The organism is Enterobacter cloacae complex sp. 2022EL-00981 (assembly GCF_028737495.1).
GTDB classification, from domain to species: Bacteria; Pseudomonadota; Gammaproteobacteria; order Enterobacterales; family Enterobacteriaceae; genus Enterobacter; species Enterobacter cloacae.
In genome coordinates, this window is record NZ_JAQZRK010000016.1 from 74,317 (window position 1) to 89,554 (window position 15,238).

Below are 15,238 nucleotides of genomic sequence, written 5' to 3' on the forward strand. Positions count from 1 at the left end.
CCATGACTGCACAACCCCAGGTTCTTAAAATCCGCCGCCCTGACGACTGGCATATCCATCTGCGTGATGGCGATATGTTGAAAACGGTCGTGCCGTATACCAGCGAAATTTATGGCCGCGCGATTGTCATGCCTAACCTGGTTCCACCAGTCACCACCGTTGATGCCGCTATGGCTTATCGCCAGCGAATTCTTGATGCCGTGCCGGCAGGACATGATTTCACCCCGCTGATGACCTGCTATCTGACCGACACCCTCGATCCGAATGAAGTGGAACGCGGCTTTAACGAAGGCGTGTTCACCGCGGCGAAACTCTATCCGGCTAACGCTACCACCAACTCCAGCCACGGTGTCACCAGTATTGACGCCATCATGCCGGTTCTGGAGCGCATGCAAAAACTGGGCATGCCGCTGCTGGTACACGGTGAAGTGACCCACGCCGACATTGATATCTTCGACCGTGAAGCCCGCTTTATCGAAACCGTAATGGAGCCGCTACGCCAGCGTCTTCCTGCGCTTAAAGTGGTGTTTGAACACATCACCACCAAAGATGCCGCAGAGTATGTCCGCGATGGCAATGAGCTGATTGCCGCCACCATCACACCACAGCACCTGATGTTTAACCGCAACCACATGCTGGTTGGCGGCGTTCGTCCGCATCTCTATTGCCTGCCTATCCTGAAGCGTAACGTTCATCAGCAGGCGCTGCGTGAACTCGTTGCCAGCGGTTTCTCCCGCGCCTTCCTCGGCACGGACTCCGCGCCTCATGCACGCCACCGCAAAGAGGCCAGCTGCGGTTGCGCAGGCTGCTTTAACGCCCCTACCGCACTCGCCAGCTACGCCACCGTGTTTGAAGAGATGAATGCACTGCAGCATTTCGAAGCGTTCTGCTCGCTCAATGGACCACGCTTCTACGGGCTGCCGGTCAACGAAACGTACATTGAACTGGAGCGTAAAGAGAGCCGCGTGGACGAGGCCATTCCGCTGACGGATGACACGCTCATCCCATTCCTTGCCGGTGAAACCGTCAACTGGACGGTAAAACGCTAAAAAAACTGGGCCCCTTGTTGTCAAACCCATAATATACCTGTATAAATAAACAGTATATTACACAGGGGGCATTTATGCGTATTGAAGTCACCATAGCCAAAACAACCGTTCTGCCTGCTGGCGCGCTTGATGCGCTGGCCGGTGAATTATCCCGCCGTATTAACAGTACTTTCCCTGACAACGCTGGTGCCGTAACGGTTCGTTATGCGGCGGCAAACAACCTCTCCGTCATTGGCGGCGCGAAAGAAGATAAAGACCGTATCAGCGAAATCCTGCAGGAAACCTGGGAAAGCGCCGACGACTGGTTCATCACAGATTAATCTTGCTCCCTCATTGTTCTTTTTTGCCGGGTCGCCCCGGCTTTTTTTCGTCTGAAATCCGGTTCGTTCAAATTAATTCGGCAACAAATTTAAAAATCGTGAACAAGGTGGTGTTTTATTGTTCGAACAATCCTAAAAAGCAGAAAAATGTGTTGCCAACTGTTTATTTTTCCCTTGCGAACCCTTATTACTTGTATACTGAAGATGCTTTCAGAAAAACATGCATTGAACCTCGGAGCCGTTGTCTTCTAACACGCATTAAGGGGGTTATAATGGAAAAGAATAGCGAAGTCATCCAGACCCATCCGCTTGTTGGCTGGGATATCAGTACCGTAGATAGCTACGATGCGCTGATGCTGCGTTTGCACTACCAGACCCCGAATCAACTCAACCGTGAAGAAGCGGAAGTTGGACAGACGCTGTGGCTTACAACAGACGTCGCCCGTCAGTTTATTTCTATTTTAGAGGCAGGTATTGCCAAAATAGAATCTGGCGACTATCAGGAAAATGAGTATAAACGGCACTAGGTTTATACCTATTCTTCGCTCAACAGGCACCCTCCGGGTGCCTTATTTATTTCTCCCTTGTGTCAGCCCGCATATACCCTAAATAATTCGAGTTGCAGGAAGGCGGCAAGGGAGTGAATCCCCAGGAGCTTACTCCAGTAAGTGACTGGGGTGAACGAGTGCGGCCAACGCACCTGCAACTTGAAGTATGACGGGTATAGTTAATTACTCTGCTAACAAAGCGTAAGTTCGAGAGATGGATATGAGATACGACTTAATCATTATTGGTAGCGGATCCGTGGGGTCTGCCGCCGGTTATTACGCAACGCAAGCGGGTCTGAAGGTCCTGATGATCGATGCCCATCGTCCTCCCCATGCAGAGGGCAGCCATCATGGCGACACCCGGCTTATTCGCCACGCCTATGGTGAAGGCGAGCGCTATGTTCCGCTGGTGCTTCGCGCCCAGACGCTATGGGATGAACTGGCGAAGCTGACGGAAGAACGCATTTTCGAACGGACGGGCATCATCAACCTGGGCCCTGCCCGCTCTGATTTTCTGGCCAACTTTGAGCAGAGTGCGAAAGCGTTTAATCTTGATGTGGAGAAGCTGGACGCGGCAGGCATCATGGCCCGTTGGCCAGAGATCGCCGTCCCGGACGATTATATCGGCCTGTTTGAAGCCAACTCCGGGGTCTTACACAGTGAAACGGCCATCAAAACCTGGATCGATCTTGCGGAAAAAGCGGGCTGCGCTCAGCTCTTCAACTGTCCGGTGGAATCCCTCACTCATCACGCTGACGGCGTTACGGTCACCACTGCGGACGGAGAATATTCAGCGTCCCGTCTGCTGATTAGCGCAGGTACCTGGGTCACCCGTCTGCTGCCCGATCTGCCTGTTCAGCCGGTGCGCAAGGTCTTCTCCTGGTTCCAGTCGGATGGCCGTTACAGTGCACAGAATAAATTCCCGGCATTTACCGGGGAGTTACCGAACGGCGATCAGTTTTACGGCTTCCCGTCTGAGAAAGACGCGCTCAAAATCGGAAAACACAATGGCGGGCAGGCGATCTCCTCACCTGAAGAGCGTAAACCGTTCGGTGCATACCCACAGGATGGCTCCGAAGCGTTTACCTTCCTGCGCAATATCCTGCCGGGCGTAGGCGGCTTACTGTATGGTGCTGCCTGCACCTACGACAACACGCCGGACGAAGACTTCATCATTGACACCCTGCCGGGGCATGACAACACGCTGCTTATCACTGGCCTCAGTGGTCATGGCTTCAAGTTCGCCTCCGTGCTGGGCGAAATCGCTGCGCAGTTTGCCCAGGGGATCGCACCGCAGTTTGATCTCACCCCCTTCTCACTTTCGCGTTTTAGCAGATAATCCGCCGCGGGTTTCGGACGTCCGGAACCCGTTTTCCAGACTGAAAACGGGACATTATGCGCAGGATCGTTGGCTTTCTTATCAATAACATTCGTGAGCATTTTATGCTCTATATTTTATTATGGGTGCTGCTGGCACTCATTGATATTATTTACATTGTATTTTACTGAAAAGTGAAGCTGACAATTACTGACATTACTTTAGGTTAGCTTAATCTTTTGCTTGCTGCTTATTCCGCCTTGGACGAAGCGATTGAATTACATTTGCGGATCATTTTCAAAACCGCTGAAATAAATAAAATAAAAATCTATATTCAATTATTTCAGTTGCAATATCATTTATTCCCGTTCATTTTTACTATTCTGTTTTTCTTCGAATGGTCATTCTGATGCAATTGCGTAACTCCTCTCAGCGCTACGGAATAATATCCATGTGTTTACACTGGATAGTTGCTCTTACCGTTTATGCAATGTTCGGACTGGGTCTGTGGATGGTGACGCTCAGTTATTACGACGGCTGGTATCACCAGGCACCAGAACTGCATAAAAGCATCGGCATCCTGCTGATGATGACGTTGGTTATTCGCGTGATCTGGCGTCACATTTCCCCGCCGCCCGCCGCGCCCAAAACCCACAATAAATTAACGCGTGTCAGCGCGGTTGCCGCGCACGTTACGCTCTATATCCTGCTGTTCGCCATTCTGATTAGCGGCTATCTCATTTCCACTGCAGACGGTAAGCCGATTAACGTCTTTGGCCTGTTTGAGGTTCCGGCCACGCTCTCTGACGCAGGGGTTCAGGCCGATACCGCAGGCGTGGTGCATCTCTGGCTCGCGTGGAGCGTGGTGATCCTGTCTGTGCTGCACGGGCTTGCCGCCCTTAAACACCATTTCATCGATAAAGACGATACGTTAAAGCGCATGCTTGGCCGTTCGTCAGTTGACTCTGGAGCATAAAATGAAAAAACACCTGCTGGGTATCGCATTAGGTTCTCTGTTATTCACCACCGGTTCTGCCGTGGCGGCTGATTATAAAATTGATAAAGAAGGCCAGCATGCTTTCGTCAATTTCCGTATTCAGCACCTCGGTTATAGCTGGCTGTACGGTACCTTTAAAGATTTTGACGGCACATTCACCTTTGACGATAAAAATCCTGCCGCCGATAAGGTCAATGTGACCATTAATACGAATAGCGTCGACACCAACCATGCAGAGCGCGATAAACATTTGCGTAGTGCGGAATTCCTGAATGTATCAAAATTCCCACAGGCGACCTTTACGTCGACCGAGGTGAAGAAAGAAGGTGAGAAGCTGAATATTACCGGTAATCTCACGCTCAATGGCGTCACGAAACCGGTGACCCTGGAAGCCAAATTACTCGGCCAGGGTGACGATCCGTGGGGTGGCAAACGCGCAGGTTTTGAAGCCGCAGGGAAAATTCATCTGAAAGATTTTAATATCACCACGGATTTGGGTCCGGCGTCTCAGGACGTAGAACTGATTATTTCCGTTGAAGGTGTTCAGCAGAAGGCATAATAAACACGCCCGGCAGGGTTTGACGTTGCCGGGCGTCATTATCATTCCGGGTCAGGAATACCCAGTTTGGTATTCAGGCGACCACGGGATTTATTAAAAATCTTATTGCCGTTTTCACGTCCCGCACGACGGCGGCGCTGCTCCTCTTCCGGCAGCATGCTCTCTTCACTGCACAATTCGCTACAGCAGCCGTTAAATTTCTCTGCGCACGCCGGGCACTGAATAAACAGCAGATGACAACCGTCATTTTTGCAGTTGGTGTGGGTATCGCACGGTGCGCCGCACTGGTGGCAATGGGCAATCACGTCTTCTGAAATACGCTCACCCATTCGCTCGTCAAAGACAAAGTTTTTACCGATAAAACGCACCGGTAACCCCTGCTCACGGGCACGGCGGGCATACTCGATGATACCGCCTTCGATATGCCAGACCTTATTAAATCCGTTATGTTTCATCCACGCGCTGGCTTTTTCGCAGCGAATACCACCGGTGCAGTACATAACGATTTTCTTATCTTTATGTTCCTGCATCATCTCAACCGCTTTCGGCAGTTGCTCGCGGAAGGTGTCGGCCGGGATTTCCATTGCGTTCTCGAAATGGCCCACTTCATATTCGTAGTGGTTACGCATATCGATGAATACCGCGTCAGGGTCATCAAGCATCGCATTGACTTCCGCCGCCTTCAGGTATTCCCCCACGTCGGCCGGGTTGAAGGCCGGGTCGTCAATGCCGTCTGCCACGATGCGCTCACGCACTTTCATACGCAGCACCCAAAATGATTTACCGTCATCGTCCAGGGCGATATTCAGGCGTAAGCCGTTCAGCGCCGGATCGAAGCCGTAAAGAAAATCGCGGAAGGCGCTCACGTTGCTTTCCGGGATGCTGATCTGGGCGTTGATACCTTCACGCGCCAGATAGACGCGCCCAAAGACGTTCAGCGCGGTGAAGGCTTTATAGAGCTCATCGCGGGTCGCTTGCGGATCGTTGATCGTGAAGTATTTATAGAATGAGATGGTCGTGCGCGGTTCGGTTTCAGCCAACATACGCGCTTTCAACATCTCATTCGATACGCGGTTGTGTAACACTGGCATGGTGTACAAGTCCTGCAATCGTTATTGAGAAAGGAAAATCGGTCGGCATCATATAGCAAACAATAACAATTTACATCCACACAATTTACGCTACATTTCTGTCAGCCTGAACTATGCGTCATAACATTTGCTGCATTAGCGCGCGTTTCGACATCAGACATTTTGGCTATGTAGTAAAAAATGAGACACTAAGACCTTCAGGACGTTAGAAAACAGGACCGACATGACCCAATTACCGAAATTTACCGTCACCCTTTTGCATCCTCGTTATTGGTTGACCTGGCTTGGCATTGGCTTTTTATGGCTTCTGGTCCAACTCCCCTACCCGGTTATTTTCCGTCTGGGCAAAAGCATGGGTCGTCTTGCGCAAATGTTTATGAAGCGTCGCGCCAGAATCGCCTACCGCAACCTTGAACTGTGCTTCCCGGACATGAGCGAGGCTGAACGTCATGACATGGTGACTAGGAATTTTGAGTCTGTCGGCATGGGGCTGATGGAAACAGGAATGGCGTGGTTCTGGCCGGACAAACGCATGGCACGCTGGAGCGTCGTTGCCGGTACGGGGATGGAGCCGGTACATTCGCTGCAGGCGAATCAGACGGGCGTGCTGCTGATTGGCGTACACTTTCTGACCCTGGAAATCGGCGCCCGTATGTTCGGTATGCAGGCGCCCGGCATTGGGGTTTATCGTCCAAACGACAACCCGGTTATTGATCTGATCCAGACCAATGGCCGTATGCGGTCCAACAAAAGCATGATCGACCGTAAGGATCTGAAGGGTATGATCCGCGCCCTCAAATCAGGTGAAGTGGTCTGGTATGCCCCCGATCACGACTACGGCCCGCAATCCAGCGTATTTGTTCCGTTCTTTGCCGTTGAAGAGGCGGCCACCACCACGGGCACCTGGATGCTGGCACGCATGTCCAAAGCCGCCATCGTCCCTTTTGTTCCGCGCCGCAAACCGGATGGTTCGGGTTACGAATTGATTATGCTGGAGCCCGAACTGGCGCCTCCACTGGATGATGCTGAAACCACCGCACGCTGGATGAACGGCATTGTCGAGAAATGCATTATGCTCGCACCGGAGCAGTACATGTGGCTGCACCGCCGCTTTAAAACGCGGCCAGAAGGCACGCCGTCCCGCTATTAATTCCCCCTGCGGCCCTTTGGGCCGCTCCCTGTTTTAGCTTTAAAAGCTCTCCCTCATTGCGGCAATCATAACCCAGGCGCATAATTAGCAGGCTTATTACTTCATGCCTTACGGTGCGCTGCACCTCATTATGCGGATTGTTATGTCACCCTCAGATGCCCCCATAAACTGGAAACGTAACCTTACGGTTGCCTGGCTTGGCTGTTTTCTTACCGGCGCGGCGTTTAGCCTCGTGATGCCCTTTCTGCCCCTGTACGTTGAACAACTGGGCGTGACGGGCCACAGTGCGCTCAATATGTGGTCTGGTCTGGTGTTCAGCATCACTTTCCTCTTCTCCGCCATTGCTTCGCCGTTCTGGGGCGGCCTTGCCGACCGTAAAGGGCGTAAAATCATGCTGCTGCGCTCGGCGCTGGGAATGGCCATCATCATGGCGTTAATGGGTGTGGCGCAGAACGTCTGGCAGTTTCTGATTTTGCGCGCACTACTTGGCCTGCTGGGAGGATTTATTCCCAACGCGAATGCGCTGATCGCCACCCAGATCCCGCGTCATAAAAGCGGCTGGGCGCTCGGGACGCTCTCAACCGGTGGCGTCAGCGGCGCCTTGCTGGGGCCTCTGGCGGGCGGCTTGCTGGCGGACAGCTATGGCCTGCGCCCGGTATTTTTCATTACTGCCAGCGTGTTGTTCCTCTGCTTTATCGTTACGCTGATCTGCATTCGTGAAAACTTCACCCCCGTCGCCAAAAAAGAGATGCTCCACGCACGGGATGTGCTGGCTTCACTCAAAAACCCCAGACTGGTACTGAGCCTGTTCGTGACGACCCTGATTATTCAGGTCGCGACCGGTTCGATTGCCCCTATTCTGACGCTGTACGTTCGCGATCTGGCCGGTAACGTGAGCAACATTGCGTTTATCAGCGGGCTGATTGCCTCCGTACCCGGCGTGGCGGCGCTGCTTAGCGCCCCGAGGTTAGGGAAACTGGGAGACCGCGTCGGCCCGGAAAAGATCCTGATTTGTGCGCTGGTGATCTCCGTGCTGCTGCTCATTCCCATGTCGATGGTGCATTCACCCTGGCAGCTGGGCGTTCTGCGCTTTTTGCTGGGTGCCGCCGACGGGGCGTTACTGCCCGCCGTTCAGACCCTGCTGGTTTACAACTCCACGAACCAGATCGCCGGGCGTATCTTTAGCTACAACCAGTCATTTCGCGACATCGGCAACGTCACCGGCCCGCTTGTCGGAGCCGCGGTTTCCGCCAGCTTCGGTTTTCGCGCCGTGTTTATCGTCACGGCGTGCGTAGTGCTGTTTAATGCGGTTTACTCGTGGTTCAGTTTATCCCGGACATTACGGCCGGTGGCGGAATAAGACAAATACGTGACGGCTTATTTTCGCATTCATACTTGCAGAATCAGATATTCAGCTATTCTTTCCCTGAAACCTTCTGGAAAACAGGGAGACACCAATGACCATGTACGCCACGCTGGAAGAAGCTATTGATGCCGCTCGTGAAGAGTTCCTCGCCGATAACCCCGGCGTTGATGAAGAAGATGCGGACGTGCAACAACTCAACATCCAAAAGTATGTCCTTCAGGACGGAGATATTATGTGGCAGGCCGAATTCTTTGCTGACGAAGGTGAAGAAGGCGAATGTTTGCCGATCCTGAGCGGTGAAGGAGCTCAGGCCGTCTTTGATGGTGACTATGACGAAATTGAGTTGCGTCAGGAGTGGCTGGAAGAGAACACCCTGCACGAGTGGGATGAGGGTGAATTTCAGCTCGAGCCACCGCTGGATACGGAAGAAGGTCAAACCGCAGCTGACGAATGGGACGAGCGTTAATTACCGCTACTCATAGGGGCCGTGGCTGGCATCGATGGGCAACAACAGCGTATCGAAAATCAGCGAGAACGGCAGATCGAGCACCGTCAGGTAGCGCCATGCGGAATCCCGGACATCCCATTTTACGCCCGGATAGTACTGATTCCCGTGGCCCTGCCCCGGAATGGTGCGACTGATGATGCTGCCGCAGCCGCTCAGCAGACATACCATCATGACGACGATGATTATTTTCATCCGTTACCTCTAAAAAAATACCGGCGTTTAAGCCGGTATTTTATCTGGCGGGTGGCACATTGCTTACCCGCCCTACGTTGCCACTTACTTCGCCTTCAGCGCCAGCGGGTTAAGCTTCAGATCGTTGTAGTAGTTCACCCACGAGGAGTAGCGCTCCGGGGAAGACCACACACGGTAGTGCAGACGCGACATAGTCACCGGATCGCTTAACAGCACCAGACGGCGGTCGCGGTTAAGTTTCTCTGGCGTCTCGTTCAGCGCCTGTTCAACGTGACGATCGCGGGCAATCTCCAGCACCTTACTGGCACGGTGACGCGCGGTAGCCATTGCCGTTGCCAGGGCGTTAAACGACGGGTTAAACACCGCGTGCATAAAGCCATCATCCAGCGTACGACGGCGGTTCTGCTCCAGATAGGTGTCAGTATCCACCAGCACCTGCGGCGGCGAATACTCTTCCGGGATCAGGAACAGCTTCCAGCGTTTGGTACGCAGGCCAACCGTTGAGCGGCTTGAAATGACCGACACAAACGGCGACAGGATCAGCGAGAAGACAATCGGCGCCAGCCAGAACAGGAAGCGCAGATCCAGCCATGCCATCCCAGCAGCCCACACCAGACCCAGCAGCAACTGCGAGCCGTGACGCATAAAGGCTTCTCCCCACGGCGTGGAGTCATCATCACGCTGCGGTGAGTTCCAGACCACTTCCCAGCCCAGGAACGCGCTGACCACAAACACGGTATGGAACAGCATACGCACCGGTGCCAGCAGCACGGAGAACAGCACTTCCAGCAGCAGTGAAACCGTTACCCGCCAGAAACCGCCATACTCCTTCGAGCCTTTGCACCAGATCAGAATGATACTGAGCAGCTTCGGCAGGAACAGCAGCACCATGGTGGAGGCAAACAGCGCTATCGCCAGCTCCGGGCGCCACTGTGGCCACACCGGGAACAGCTGACGCGGCTGCAGGAAGTACTGCGGCTCAGTCAGCGCATGCACCACCTGCAGAGCCGTGGACAGCGCCAGGAACATAAACCACAGCGGCGCGGAGAGATAAGACATCACGCCGGTCAGGAACACCGCACGGTGAACCGGGTGCATCCCTTTCACGAGGAACAGACGGAAGTTCATCAGGTTCCCGTGACACCAGCGGCGGTCACGCTTAAGTTCATCCAGCAGGTTCGGCGGCAGTTCTTCATAGGATCCAGGCAGATCGTAGGCAATCCAGACGCCCCACCCTGCACGACGCATCAGCGCCGCTTCCACGAAGTCGTGCGACAGAATCGAGCCGGCAAACGAACCTTCGCCCGGCAGCGGTGCCAGCGCACAGTGCTCAATAAACGGCTTCACGCGGATAATGGCGTTGTGACCCCAGTAGTGGGACTCACCCAACTGCCAGAAGTGCAGACCGGCAGTAAACAGCGGCCCGTAAACACGGGTGGCAAACTGCTGGCAACGCGCGTAAAGCGTGTCCATGCCGGACGCTTTTGGCGAAGACTGGATGATACCCGCGTTCGGGTTAGCTTCCATCAGACGCACCAGACCGCTCAGACAATCACCGCTCATCACCGAGTCGGCGTCCAGCACCACCATGTAGCTGTACTGGTTACCCCAGCGACGGCAGAAGTCATCGATGTTACCGCTTTTACGCTTCACACGACGACGGCGGCGACGGTAGAAGATCTGACCTTCGCCCTGTACTTCTGCAATCAGCTCCATCCAGGCTTTTTGCTCGGCAACGCAGATGTCCGGATTGTAGCTGTCGCTCAGGATATAGACGTCGAAATGGGCGGCGTTACCGGTCGCCTTAACGGACTCCCAGGTTGCGCGCAGCCCCGCGAATACGCGGTCAACGTCTTCGTTACAGATAGGCATAATCAGCGCCGTGCGGTGCTCAGGATTCAGGGGTTCATCCCCGACCGTAGACGCCGAAATGCTGTATTTGTCTCGTCCCATCAGCAGTTGCAGGAAGCCCATCAGCGCGGTCCAGAAACCGGCCGAGACCCAGCAGAAGAGAACGGCGAACAGCAGAAGAATGCCACTTTGCAGAATATACGGCAGCAGTTGCATGAAGGAGACCCAGATATCCTGGCCCATCATGTCTGCCGGGTTGATCAGCGCCCAGCCCTGGTAAGGCAGAATCGTCTTCATGTACCAGGTTGCGACAACCGTCTGCGCCAGGGTCAGCAGCAGCAGGATGTAGCGACGGATCGTCCCCACGGTACGCCATTTCTGTTCGGAGGCCTGCTCTTCTTTTGTCAGACGCGACAGATAGCGCGGCGTCACGTCACGCCCGCGCAGGCGATCCCAGAAGCGGCCAACCGGGTTGGTACGCCAGGGGTCGGGGAACATGGAAGAACGCGTTGCTTTCGGCATCGCCTGAAGCTGATCGCGTCCTTCGTCGTCTTTAATCAACTGCCCTTCTGCCAGCGAGTCCGGCCATGCCTGCTCCAGACGTGCCTTCACTGACCCCAGCGGAGAATCGTCATCACGTGAAAACTGACGATGTTCCCCATCCAGCGCGGCATGTACCGCGCGGATGTCGCTCTCAGGCAGTGCCGCTTTTTCGATATCCGTCAGCGGCATGGCATCAATATATTCAGATGTATTATTCATTGGCAGGTAGCTGATAGCTCCAGGTTTCACTCAGCGGCTGATCGTTACTGACCAGCGCAGCGCGCATTTCAGTGGTCTGTTTCGGATCTTTCACTTTCACGCGCAGGGTCAGACGCCACCCTTTCGTTACCGGGTTGTAACGTACGGTGTTCTCAACGATCTCACCGTTATCACCGATGCTGGCCTGGGCGGTCACGGCAGTATCCGGCGCCAGTTTCTTCATGTCCTGGCCGGTGAAGTCCACCACGAAAGCGACGGTACCGTCAGGCTGACGGATAAGGTTAGACTGTTTCACGTCACCCGTTGAACGGCGAGTCTGCATGACATACGCGTTATCCGGCGCATGCAGTTTGTCTTCGTCACGGCTAAAGGTGATCGTGTATTTGAAGTTCATCTCTTTCCCGGCTTCCGGCAGCTGATCCGGCGTCCAGTAAGCGACGATGTTATCGTTGGTTTCATCATTGGTTGGGATTTCAACCAGTTCAACCTTCCCTTTGCCCCAGTCACCTTTCGGGGTCACCCACGCGCTTGGACGCAGGTCGTAGCGGTCATCCAGATCTTCAAAACGAGAGAACTGACGGCCACGCTGTAGAAGGCCGAAACCTTGCGGGTTTTCCATCGCAAAGCTGCTGACAGCCAGATGTTTCGGGTTGTTCAGCGGACGCCAGATCCACTCACCGTTACCGGCATGAATAGACAGGCCGTTGGAATCATGCAGTTCAGGACGGAAGTTGGTCGCCGGTGACGGCTGGTTCGGCCCAAACAGGAACATACTGGTCAGCGGCGCAACGCCCAGTTTACCCACTTTGTCGCGCAGGTAGACTTTAGACTGCACGTCAACCACCGTGTCACGCCCTGGCATGATCACAAAGCGGTACGCGCCCGTTGCACGCGGGGAATCCAGCAGTGCGTAGATAGTCAGACGTTTATCCGTTGGTTTTGGACGTTCGATCCAGAACTCGCGGAAACGTGGGAATTCTTCACCTGATGGCAGCGCGGTATCAATAGCCAGGCCGCGCGCAGAAAGCCCGTACACCTGTCCCGCGCCAATAACGCGGAAGTAGCTGGCGCCGAGCATGCTGACGATTTCGTCGTTTTTATCTTTGCTGTTGATCGGGTAAAGCACCTTGAAGCCTGCAAAGCCCAGATCTTTAACCGTATCTTTGTCGTGCTGCACATCGCCAAAATTGAAGTAATCCGGGCTGTATTTGATTTTACGTACCGCCGTTGCCGTCACTTCATTGATGGCTACAGGGGTGTCGAAGTACATACCCTGATGATAAAACTCAAGCTTGAACGGGGTCTTAATATTGTTCCAGTACGCTTTATCGTGATTGAACTGGATCTGCTGATAGTCCGCATATTTCATGTCGCGGAAAACGGAGGGCAAGTTACTTTTCGGCGCTTCGTAGCTCTTGCCTGCCATCGATTTTGCCTGTTTTGCGACATCGTCGATGTTAAAGGCCAGTGCCGATGAGGTATACAGGGATAACACCACTGCAGCACCCAACCAACGCATTTTCATCATCTGTGGTTTATGTTTCATAATAAGTAAGCACTTCCCCCTTTGTGTGCTTATATCGATCCGATCCATTTTAATGGAAACTCAGGCAATCCGACAACATTATCACCGCTTTGTTCAGCTCGCTGGCTCAGGGATTAAGCAAATGAAAGAACCCGCTTTTCACTTTGCGTGCTTATCCTGGAGACAGGGTGTCGGTCTTGGTGTAGGGTTGGCTTCGAATGTAACCATTATGAGTCTTAGGGATAAGGCGAAAAGTCTGAGAATGCACAAAGTTATATGAGCACAACACCTGTAGAACGTGAATACTTCCTCGACTCGATCCGGGCATGGCTGATGCTATTGGGGATCCCCTTCCACATTTCACTGATTTACTCCAGCCACACCTGGCATGTTAATAGTCAAATGCCCTCCTGGTGGCTGACGCTGTTTAATGACTTTATTCACGCCTTCCGCATGCAGGTGTTTTTTGTCATTTCAGGTTATTTCTCTTATATGCTGTTTCTGCGCTACCCCATCAAGCGCTGGTGGAAAGTGCGCGTGGAGCGCGTCGGCATTCCGATGCTCACCGCCATTCCTCTGCTGACGCTGCCGCAGTTCATCATGTTGCAGTACGTAAAGGGTAAGGCGGAGAACTGGCCTAATCTGTCGCTGTACGAAAAATACAACACCCTGGTTTGGGAGCTGGTGTCCCACCTCTGGTTCCTGCTGGTGCTGGTGGTCCTTACCACGGTCAGCGTGTTGATTTTTAGCCGCTTTCGCCGCCATTTAAGCGACAAAGCTAACGCCTTTTTCGCCAGTATCACCCTGGTAAAACTTTCGCTGCTCTTTTTGCTGCTGGGCATCGCCTATGCGGCAGTGCGACGGACGCTGTTTATTGTTTATCCGCCGATTCTGAGCGACGGATTATTCAATTTTGTGGTGATGCAGTCGCTGTTCTACATCCCCTTCTTTTTAATCGGGGCGCTGGCCTTTATTTATCCGAAGCTTAAGTCGCTGTTTACGACGCCCTCACCGTGGTGTGCTTTTGGTGCCGCCATCGCGTTTGCGGCCTATCTGTTAAATCAGCGCTACGGCAGCGGCGATGCGTGGATGTATGAAACCGAGAGCGTCATTACCATGCTGCTGGGCCTGTGGATGGTGAATGTGGTCTTTGCGCTGGGCCACCGGCTGCTTAATTTTAAGTCCAGCCGCGTCACCTATTTCGTCAATGCTTCGCTGTTTATCTATCTGGTGCACCACCCTCTGACGTTGTTCTTCGGGGCCTATATCACACCGCATATCGCCTCCAACACGCTGGGCTTCTTTACCGGGCTGGTCTTTGTGATTGGAATCGCCATCGTGCTTTACGAAATCCACCTGCGGATACCGCTTCTGCGTTTCCTTTTCTCCGGGAAACCGCAGGTAAGAGCATCATAAAAAAACACGGCGCACTCAGTGCGCCGCGTGTGTTTCAGGTCTCTAATTCCTGTCCGCGCTGGGTCAACAGCCGCTGATAAAGATGCAGTGTCTCCTCATCGAAACAGACAAATGTCACTTTTTCGGGCATCGGTTTAAGCGACAGGTAACGATACACGGTGTCTACCGCAATCGTCGCTGCGGCAGCTTTCGGATAGCCATACACTCCGGTGCTGATGGCCGGAAACGCCATGGTTTTATAGCCATTATCAGCGGCCAGACGCAGGCAGTTTCGGTAGGCCTCTTCGAGGATACTCGCCTCGTGCCGATCGCCGCCATGCCATACTGGCCCCACGGCATGAATCACCGCTTTCGCGGGAAGATCGCCCGCAAGCGTAATAACGGCATGACCCGGTGGGCACTCCCCCTGTTGCTGACGCACAGTCTTGCAGGCTTCCAGCAGTTGCGGTCCGGCAGCCCGGTGGATAGCGCCATCCACGCCACCGCCGCCCATCAGTGACGGATTGGCTGCATTGACGATCACATCAACGTGCATCGTCGTAATATCGCCATGAATAACGTCAATTTGCGGTTTCATAAATACCCT

The 15,238-nt window shown here is 53.6% G+C and carries 16 protein-coding genes; 11 read left to right on the forward strand and 5 right to left on the reverse strand.

The window, feature by feature from the left end:
* Positions 1-2: 2 nt before the first annotated feature.
* From pyrC to PUZ33_RS14960, 7 genes are all read left to right on the forward strand, one after another.
* Positions 3-1,049, forward strand: coding sequence for a dihydroorotase (pyrC, locus tag PUZ33_RS14930; protein ID WP_058680544.1), 1,047 nt, complete (start codon positions 3-5; stop codon positions 1,047-1,049).
* Positions 1,050-1,123: 74 nt separating this feature from the next.
* Positions 1,124-1,369 carry a DNA damage-inducible protein I gene (gene dinI, locus PUZ33_RS14935; RefSeq protein WP_013097151.1) on the forward strand — a complete coding sequence of 82 codons (246 nt, stop codon included), beginning with the start codon at positions 1,124-1,126 and terminating at the stop codon, positions 1,367-1,369.
* 272 nt (positions 1,370-1,641) lie between these two features.
* Positions 1,642-1,896, forward strand: coding sequence for a biofilm formation regulator BssS (bssS, locus tag PUZ33_RS14940; protein ID WP_008500827.1), 255 nt, complete (start codon positions 1,642-1,644; stop codon positions 1,894-1,896).
* 241 nt (positions 1,897-2,137) lie between these two features.
* Positions 2,138-3,256: an N-methyl-L-tryptophan oxidase gene (solA, locus tag PUZ33_RS14945; RefSeq protein WP_252107864.1), complete on the forward strand. Its 1,119-nt coding sequence runs from the start codon at positions 2,138-2,140 to the stop codon at positions 3,254-3,256.
* Positions 3,257-3,312: 56 nt separating this feature from the next.
* A complete protein-coding gene (locus PUZ33_RS14950; RefSeq protein WP_020689623.1) occupies positions 3,313-3,426 on the forward strand; it encodes a YceO family protein in 114 nt (37 codons plus the stop codon).
* A 218-nt stretch (positions 3,427-3,644) separates the two neighbouring features.
* Positions 3,645-4,211, forward strand: a complete 567-nt coding sequence (locus tag PUZ33_RS14955) for a cytochrome b (protein WP_058680545.1) — start codon at positions 3,645-3,647, stop codon at positions 4,209-4,211.
* Position 4,212: 1 nt separating this feature from the next.
* Positions 4,213-4,791: a YceI family protein gene (locus tag PUZ33_RS14960; RefSeq protein WP_013097156.1), complete on the forward strand. Its 579-nt coding sequence runs from the start codon at positions 4,213-4,215 to the stop codon at positions 4,789-4,791.
* Positions 4,792-4,832: 41 nt separating this feature from the next.
* Here the strand turns inward: PUZ33_RS14960 and trhO are convergent, their stop codons facing one another.
* Positions 4,833-5,882, reverse strand: coding sequence for an oxygen-dependent tRNA uridine(34) hydroxylase TrhO (gene trhO, locus PUZ33_RS14965; RefSeq protein ID WP_013097157.1), 1,050 nt, complete (start codon positions 5,880-5,882; stop codon positions 4,833-4,835).
* Between the two features lie 223 nt (positions 5,883-6,105).
* Between trhO and PUZ33_RS14970 the strand changes: the two genes are divergently transcribed.
* The 3 genes from PUZ33_RS14970 to PUZ33_RS14980 all read left to right on the forward strand — a co-directional run bounded on the left by PUZ33_RS14970 (position 6,106) and on the right by PUZ33_RS14980 (position 8,864).
* Positions 6,106-7,032, forward strand: a complete 927-nt coding sequence (locus PUZ33_RS14970; protein ID WP_058680546.1) for a Kdo(2)-lipid IV(A) acyltransferase — start codon at positions 6,106-6,108, stop codon at positions 7,030-7,032.
* A 142-nt stretch (positions 7,033-7,174) separates the two neighbouring features.
* On the forward strand, positions 7,175-8,392 hold the full coding sequence (gene mdtG / locus PUZ33_RS14975) for a multidrug efflux MFS transporter MdtG (protein ID WP_058680558.1): 1,218 nt from the start codon (positions 7,175-7,177) through the stop codon (positions 8,390-8,392).
* A 97-nt stretch (positions 8,393-8,489) separates the two neighbouring features.
* A complete protein-coding gene (locus PUZ33_RS14980; protein WP_014831418.1) occupies positions 8,490-8,864 on the forward strand; it encodes a MysB family protein in 375 nt (124 codons plus the stop codon).
* Between the two features lie 6 nt (positions 8,865-8,870).
* Here PUZ33_RS14980 and PUZ33_RS14985 read toward each other — a convergent pair whose 3' ends face one another.
* The 3 genes from PUZ33_RS14985 to mdoG all read right to left on the reverse strand — a co-directional run bounded on the left by PUZ33_RS14985 (position 8,871) and on the right by mdoG (position 13,257).
* Positions 8,871-9,098 (reverse strand): YceK/YidQ family lipoprotein, encoded by a 228-nt coding sequence (locus PUZ33_RS14985; protein WP_058680547.1) that lies wholly within the window; start codon positions 9,096-9,098, stop codon positions 8,871-8,873.
* An 84-nt stretch (positions 9,099-9,182) separates the two neighbouring features.
* The gene (gene mdoH, locus PUZ33_RS14990) at positions 9,183-11,711 is read right to left on the reverse strand and encodes a glucans biosynthesis glucosyltransferase MdoH (RefSeq protein WP_013097163.1); all 2,529 of its coding nucleotides are present in this window, start codon (positions 11,709-11,711) and stop codon (positions 9,183-9,185) included.
* Positions 11,704-13,257 carry a glucans biosynthesis protein MdoG gene (gene mdoG / locus PUZ33_RS14995; RefSeq protein WP_020689627.1) on the reverse strand — a complete coding sequence of 518 codons (1,554 nt, stop codon included), beginning with the start codon at positions 13,255-13,257 and terminating at the stop codon, positions 11,704-11,706. Before mdoG ends, mdoH begins: the two co-directional genes overlap by 8 nt.
* A gap of 255 nt (positions 13,258-13,512) precedes the next feature.
* Here mdoG and mdoC point away from each other — a divergent pair, with 255 nt between their 5' ends.
* Positions 13,513-14,652 carry a glucans biosynthesis protein MdoC gene (gene mdoC / locus PUZ33_RS15000; protein ID WP_058680548.1) on the forward strand — a complete coding sequence of 380 codons (1,140 nt, stop codon included), beginning with the start codon at positions 13,513-13,515 and terminating at the stop codon, positions 14,650-14,652.
* Positions 14,653-14,686: 34 nt separating this feature from the next.
* On the opposite strand, the gene ymdB is transcribed toward mdoC, so the two are convergent.
* On the reverse strand, positions 14,687-15,229 hold the full coding sequence (gene ymdB, locus PUZ33_RS15005) for an O-acetyl-ADP-ribose deacetylase (protein WP_023620191.1): 543 nt from the start codon (positions 15,227-15,229) through the stop codon (positions 14,687-14,689).
* Positions 15,230-15,238 lie beyond the last annotated feature (9 nt).

Bases quoted from the DNA above. Each gene is read 5' to 3' on its own strand.
- ymdB (WP_023620191.1), bottom strand. From the start codon at position 15,229: ATGAAACCGCAAATTGACGTTATTCATGGCGATATTACGACGATGCAC.
- mdoH (WP_013097163.1), bottom strand. From the start codon at position 11,711: ATGAATAATACATCTGAATATATTGATGCCATGCCGCTGACGGATATC.
- PUZ33_RS14955 (WP_058680545.1), top strand. From the start codon at position 3,645: ATGCAATTGCGTAACTCCTCTCAGCGCTACGGAATAATATCCATGTGT.
- PUZ33_RS14950 (WP_020689623.1), top strand. From the start codon at position 3,313: ATGCGCAGGATCGTTGGCTTTCTTATCAATAACATTCGTGAGCATTTT.
- solA (WP_252107864.1), top strand. From the start codon at position 2,138: ATGAGATACGACTTAATCATTATTGGTAGCGGATCCGTGGGGTCTGCC.
- PUZ33_RS14980 (WP_014831418.1), top strand. From the start codon at position 8,490: ATGACCATGTACGCCACGCTGGAAGAAGCTATTGATGCCGCTCGTGAA.
- PUZ33_RS14970 (WP_058680546.1), top strand. From the start codon at position 6,106: ATGACCCAATTACCGAAATTTACCGTCACCCTTTTGCATCCTCGTTAT.
- bssS (WP_008500827.1), top strand. From the start codon at position 1,642: ATGGAAAAGAATAGCGAAGTCATCCAGACCCATCCGCTTGTTGGCTGG.
- mdtG (WP_058680558.1), top strand. From the start codon at position 7,175: ATGTCACCCTCAGATGCCCCCATAAACTGGAAACGTAACCTTACGGTT.
- PUZ33_RS14985 (WP_058680547.1), bottom strand. From the start codon at position 9,098: ATGAAAATAATCATCGTCGTCATGATGGTATGTCTGCTGAGCGGCTGC.
- dinI (WP_013097151.1), top strand. From the start codon at position 1,124: ATGCGTATTGAAGTCACCATAGCCAAAACAACCGTTCTGCCTGCTGGC.
- pyrC (WP_058680544.1), top strand. From the start codon at position 3: ATGACTGCACAACCCCAGGTTCTTAAAATCCGCCGCCCTGACGACTGG.
- PUZ33_RS14960 (WP_013097156.1), top strand. From the start codon at position 4,213: ATGAAAAAACACCTGCTGGGTATCGCATTAGGTTCTCTGTTATTCACC.
- mdoG (WP_020689627.1), bottom strand. From the start codon at position 13,257: ATGAAACATAAACCACAGATGATGAAAATGCGTTGGTTGGGTGCTGCA.
- mdoC (WP_058680548.1), top strand. From the start codon at position 13,513: ATGAGCACAACACCTGTAGAACGTGAATACTTCCTCGACTCGATCCGG.
- trhO (WP_013097157.1), bottom strand. From the start codon at position 5,882: ATGCCAGTGTTACACAACCGCGTATCGAATGAGATGTTGAAAGCGCGT.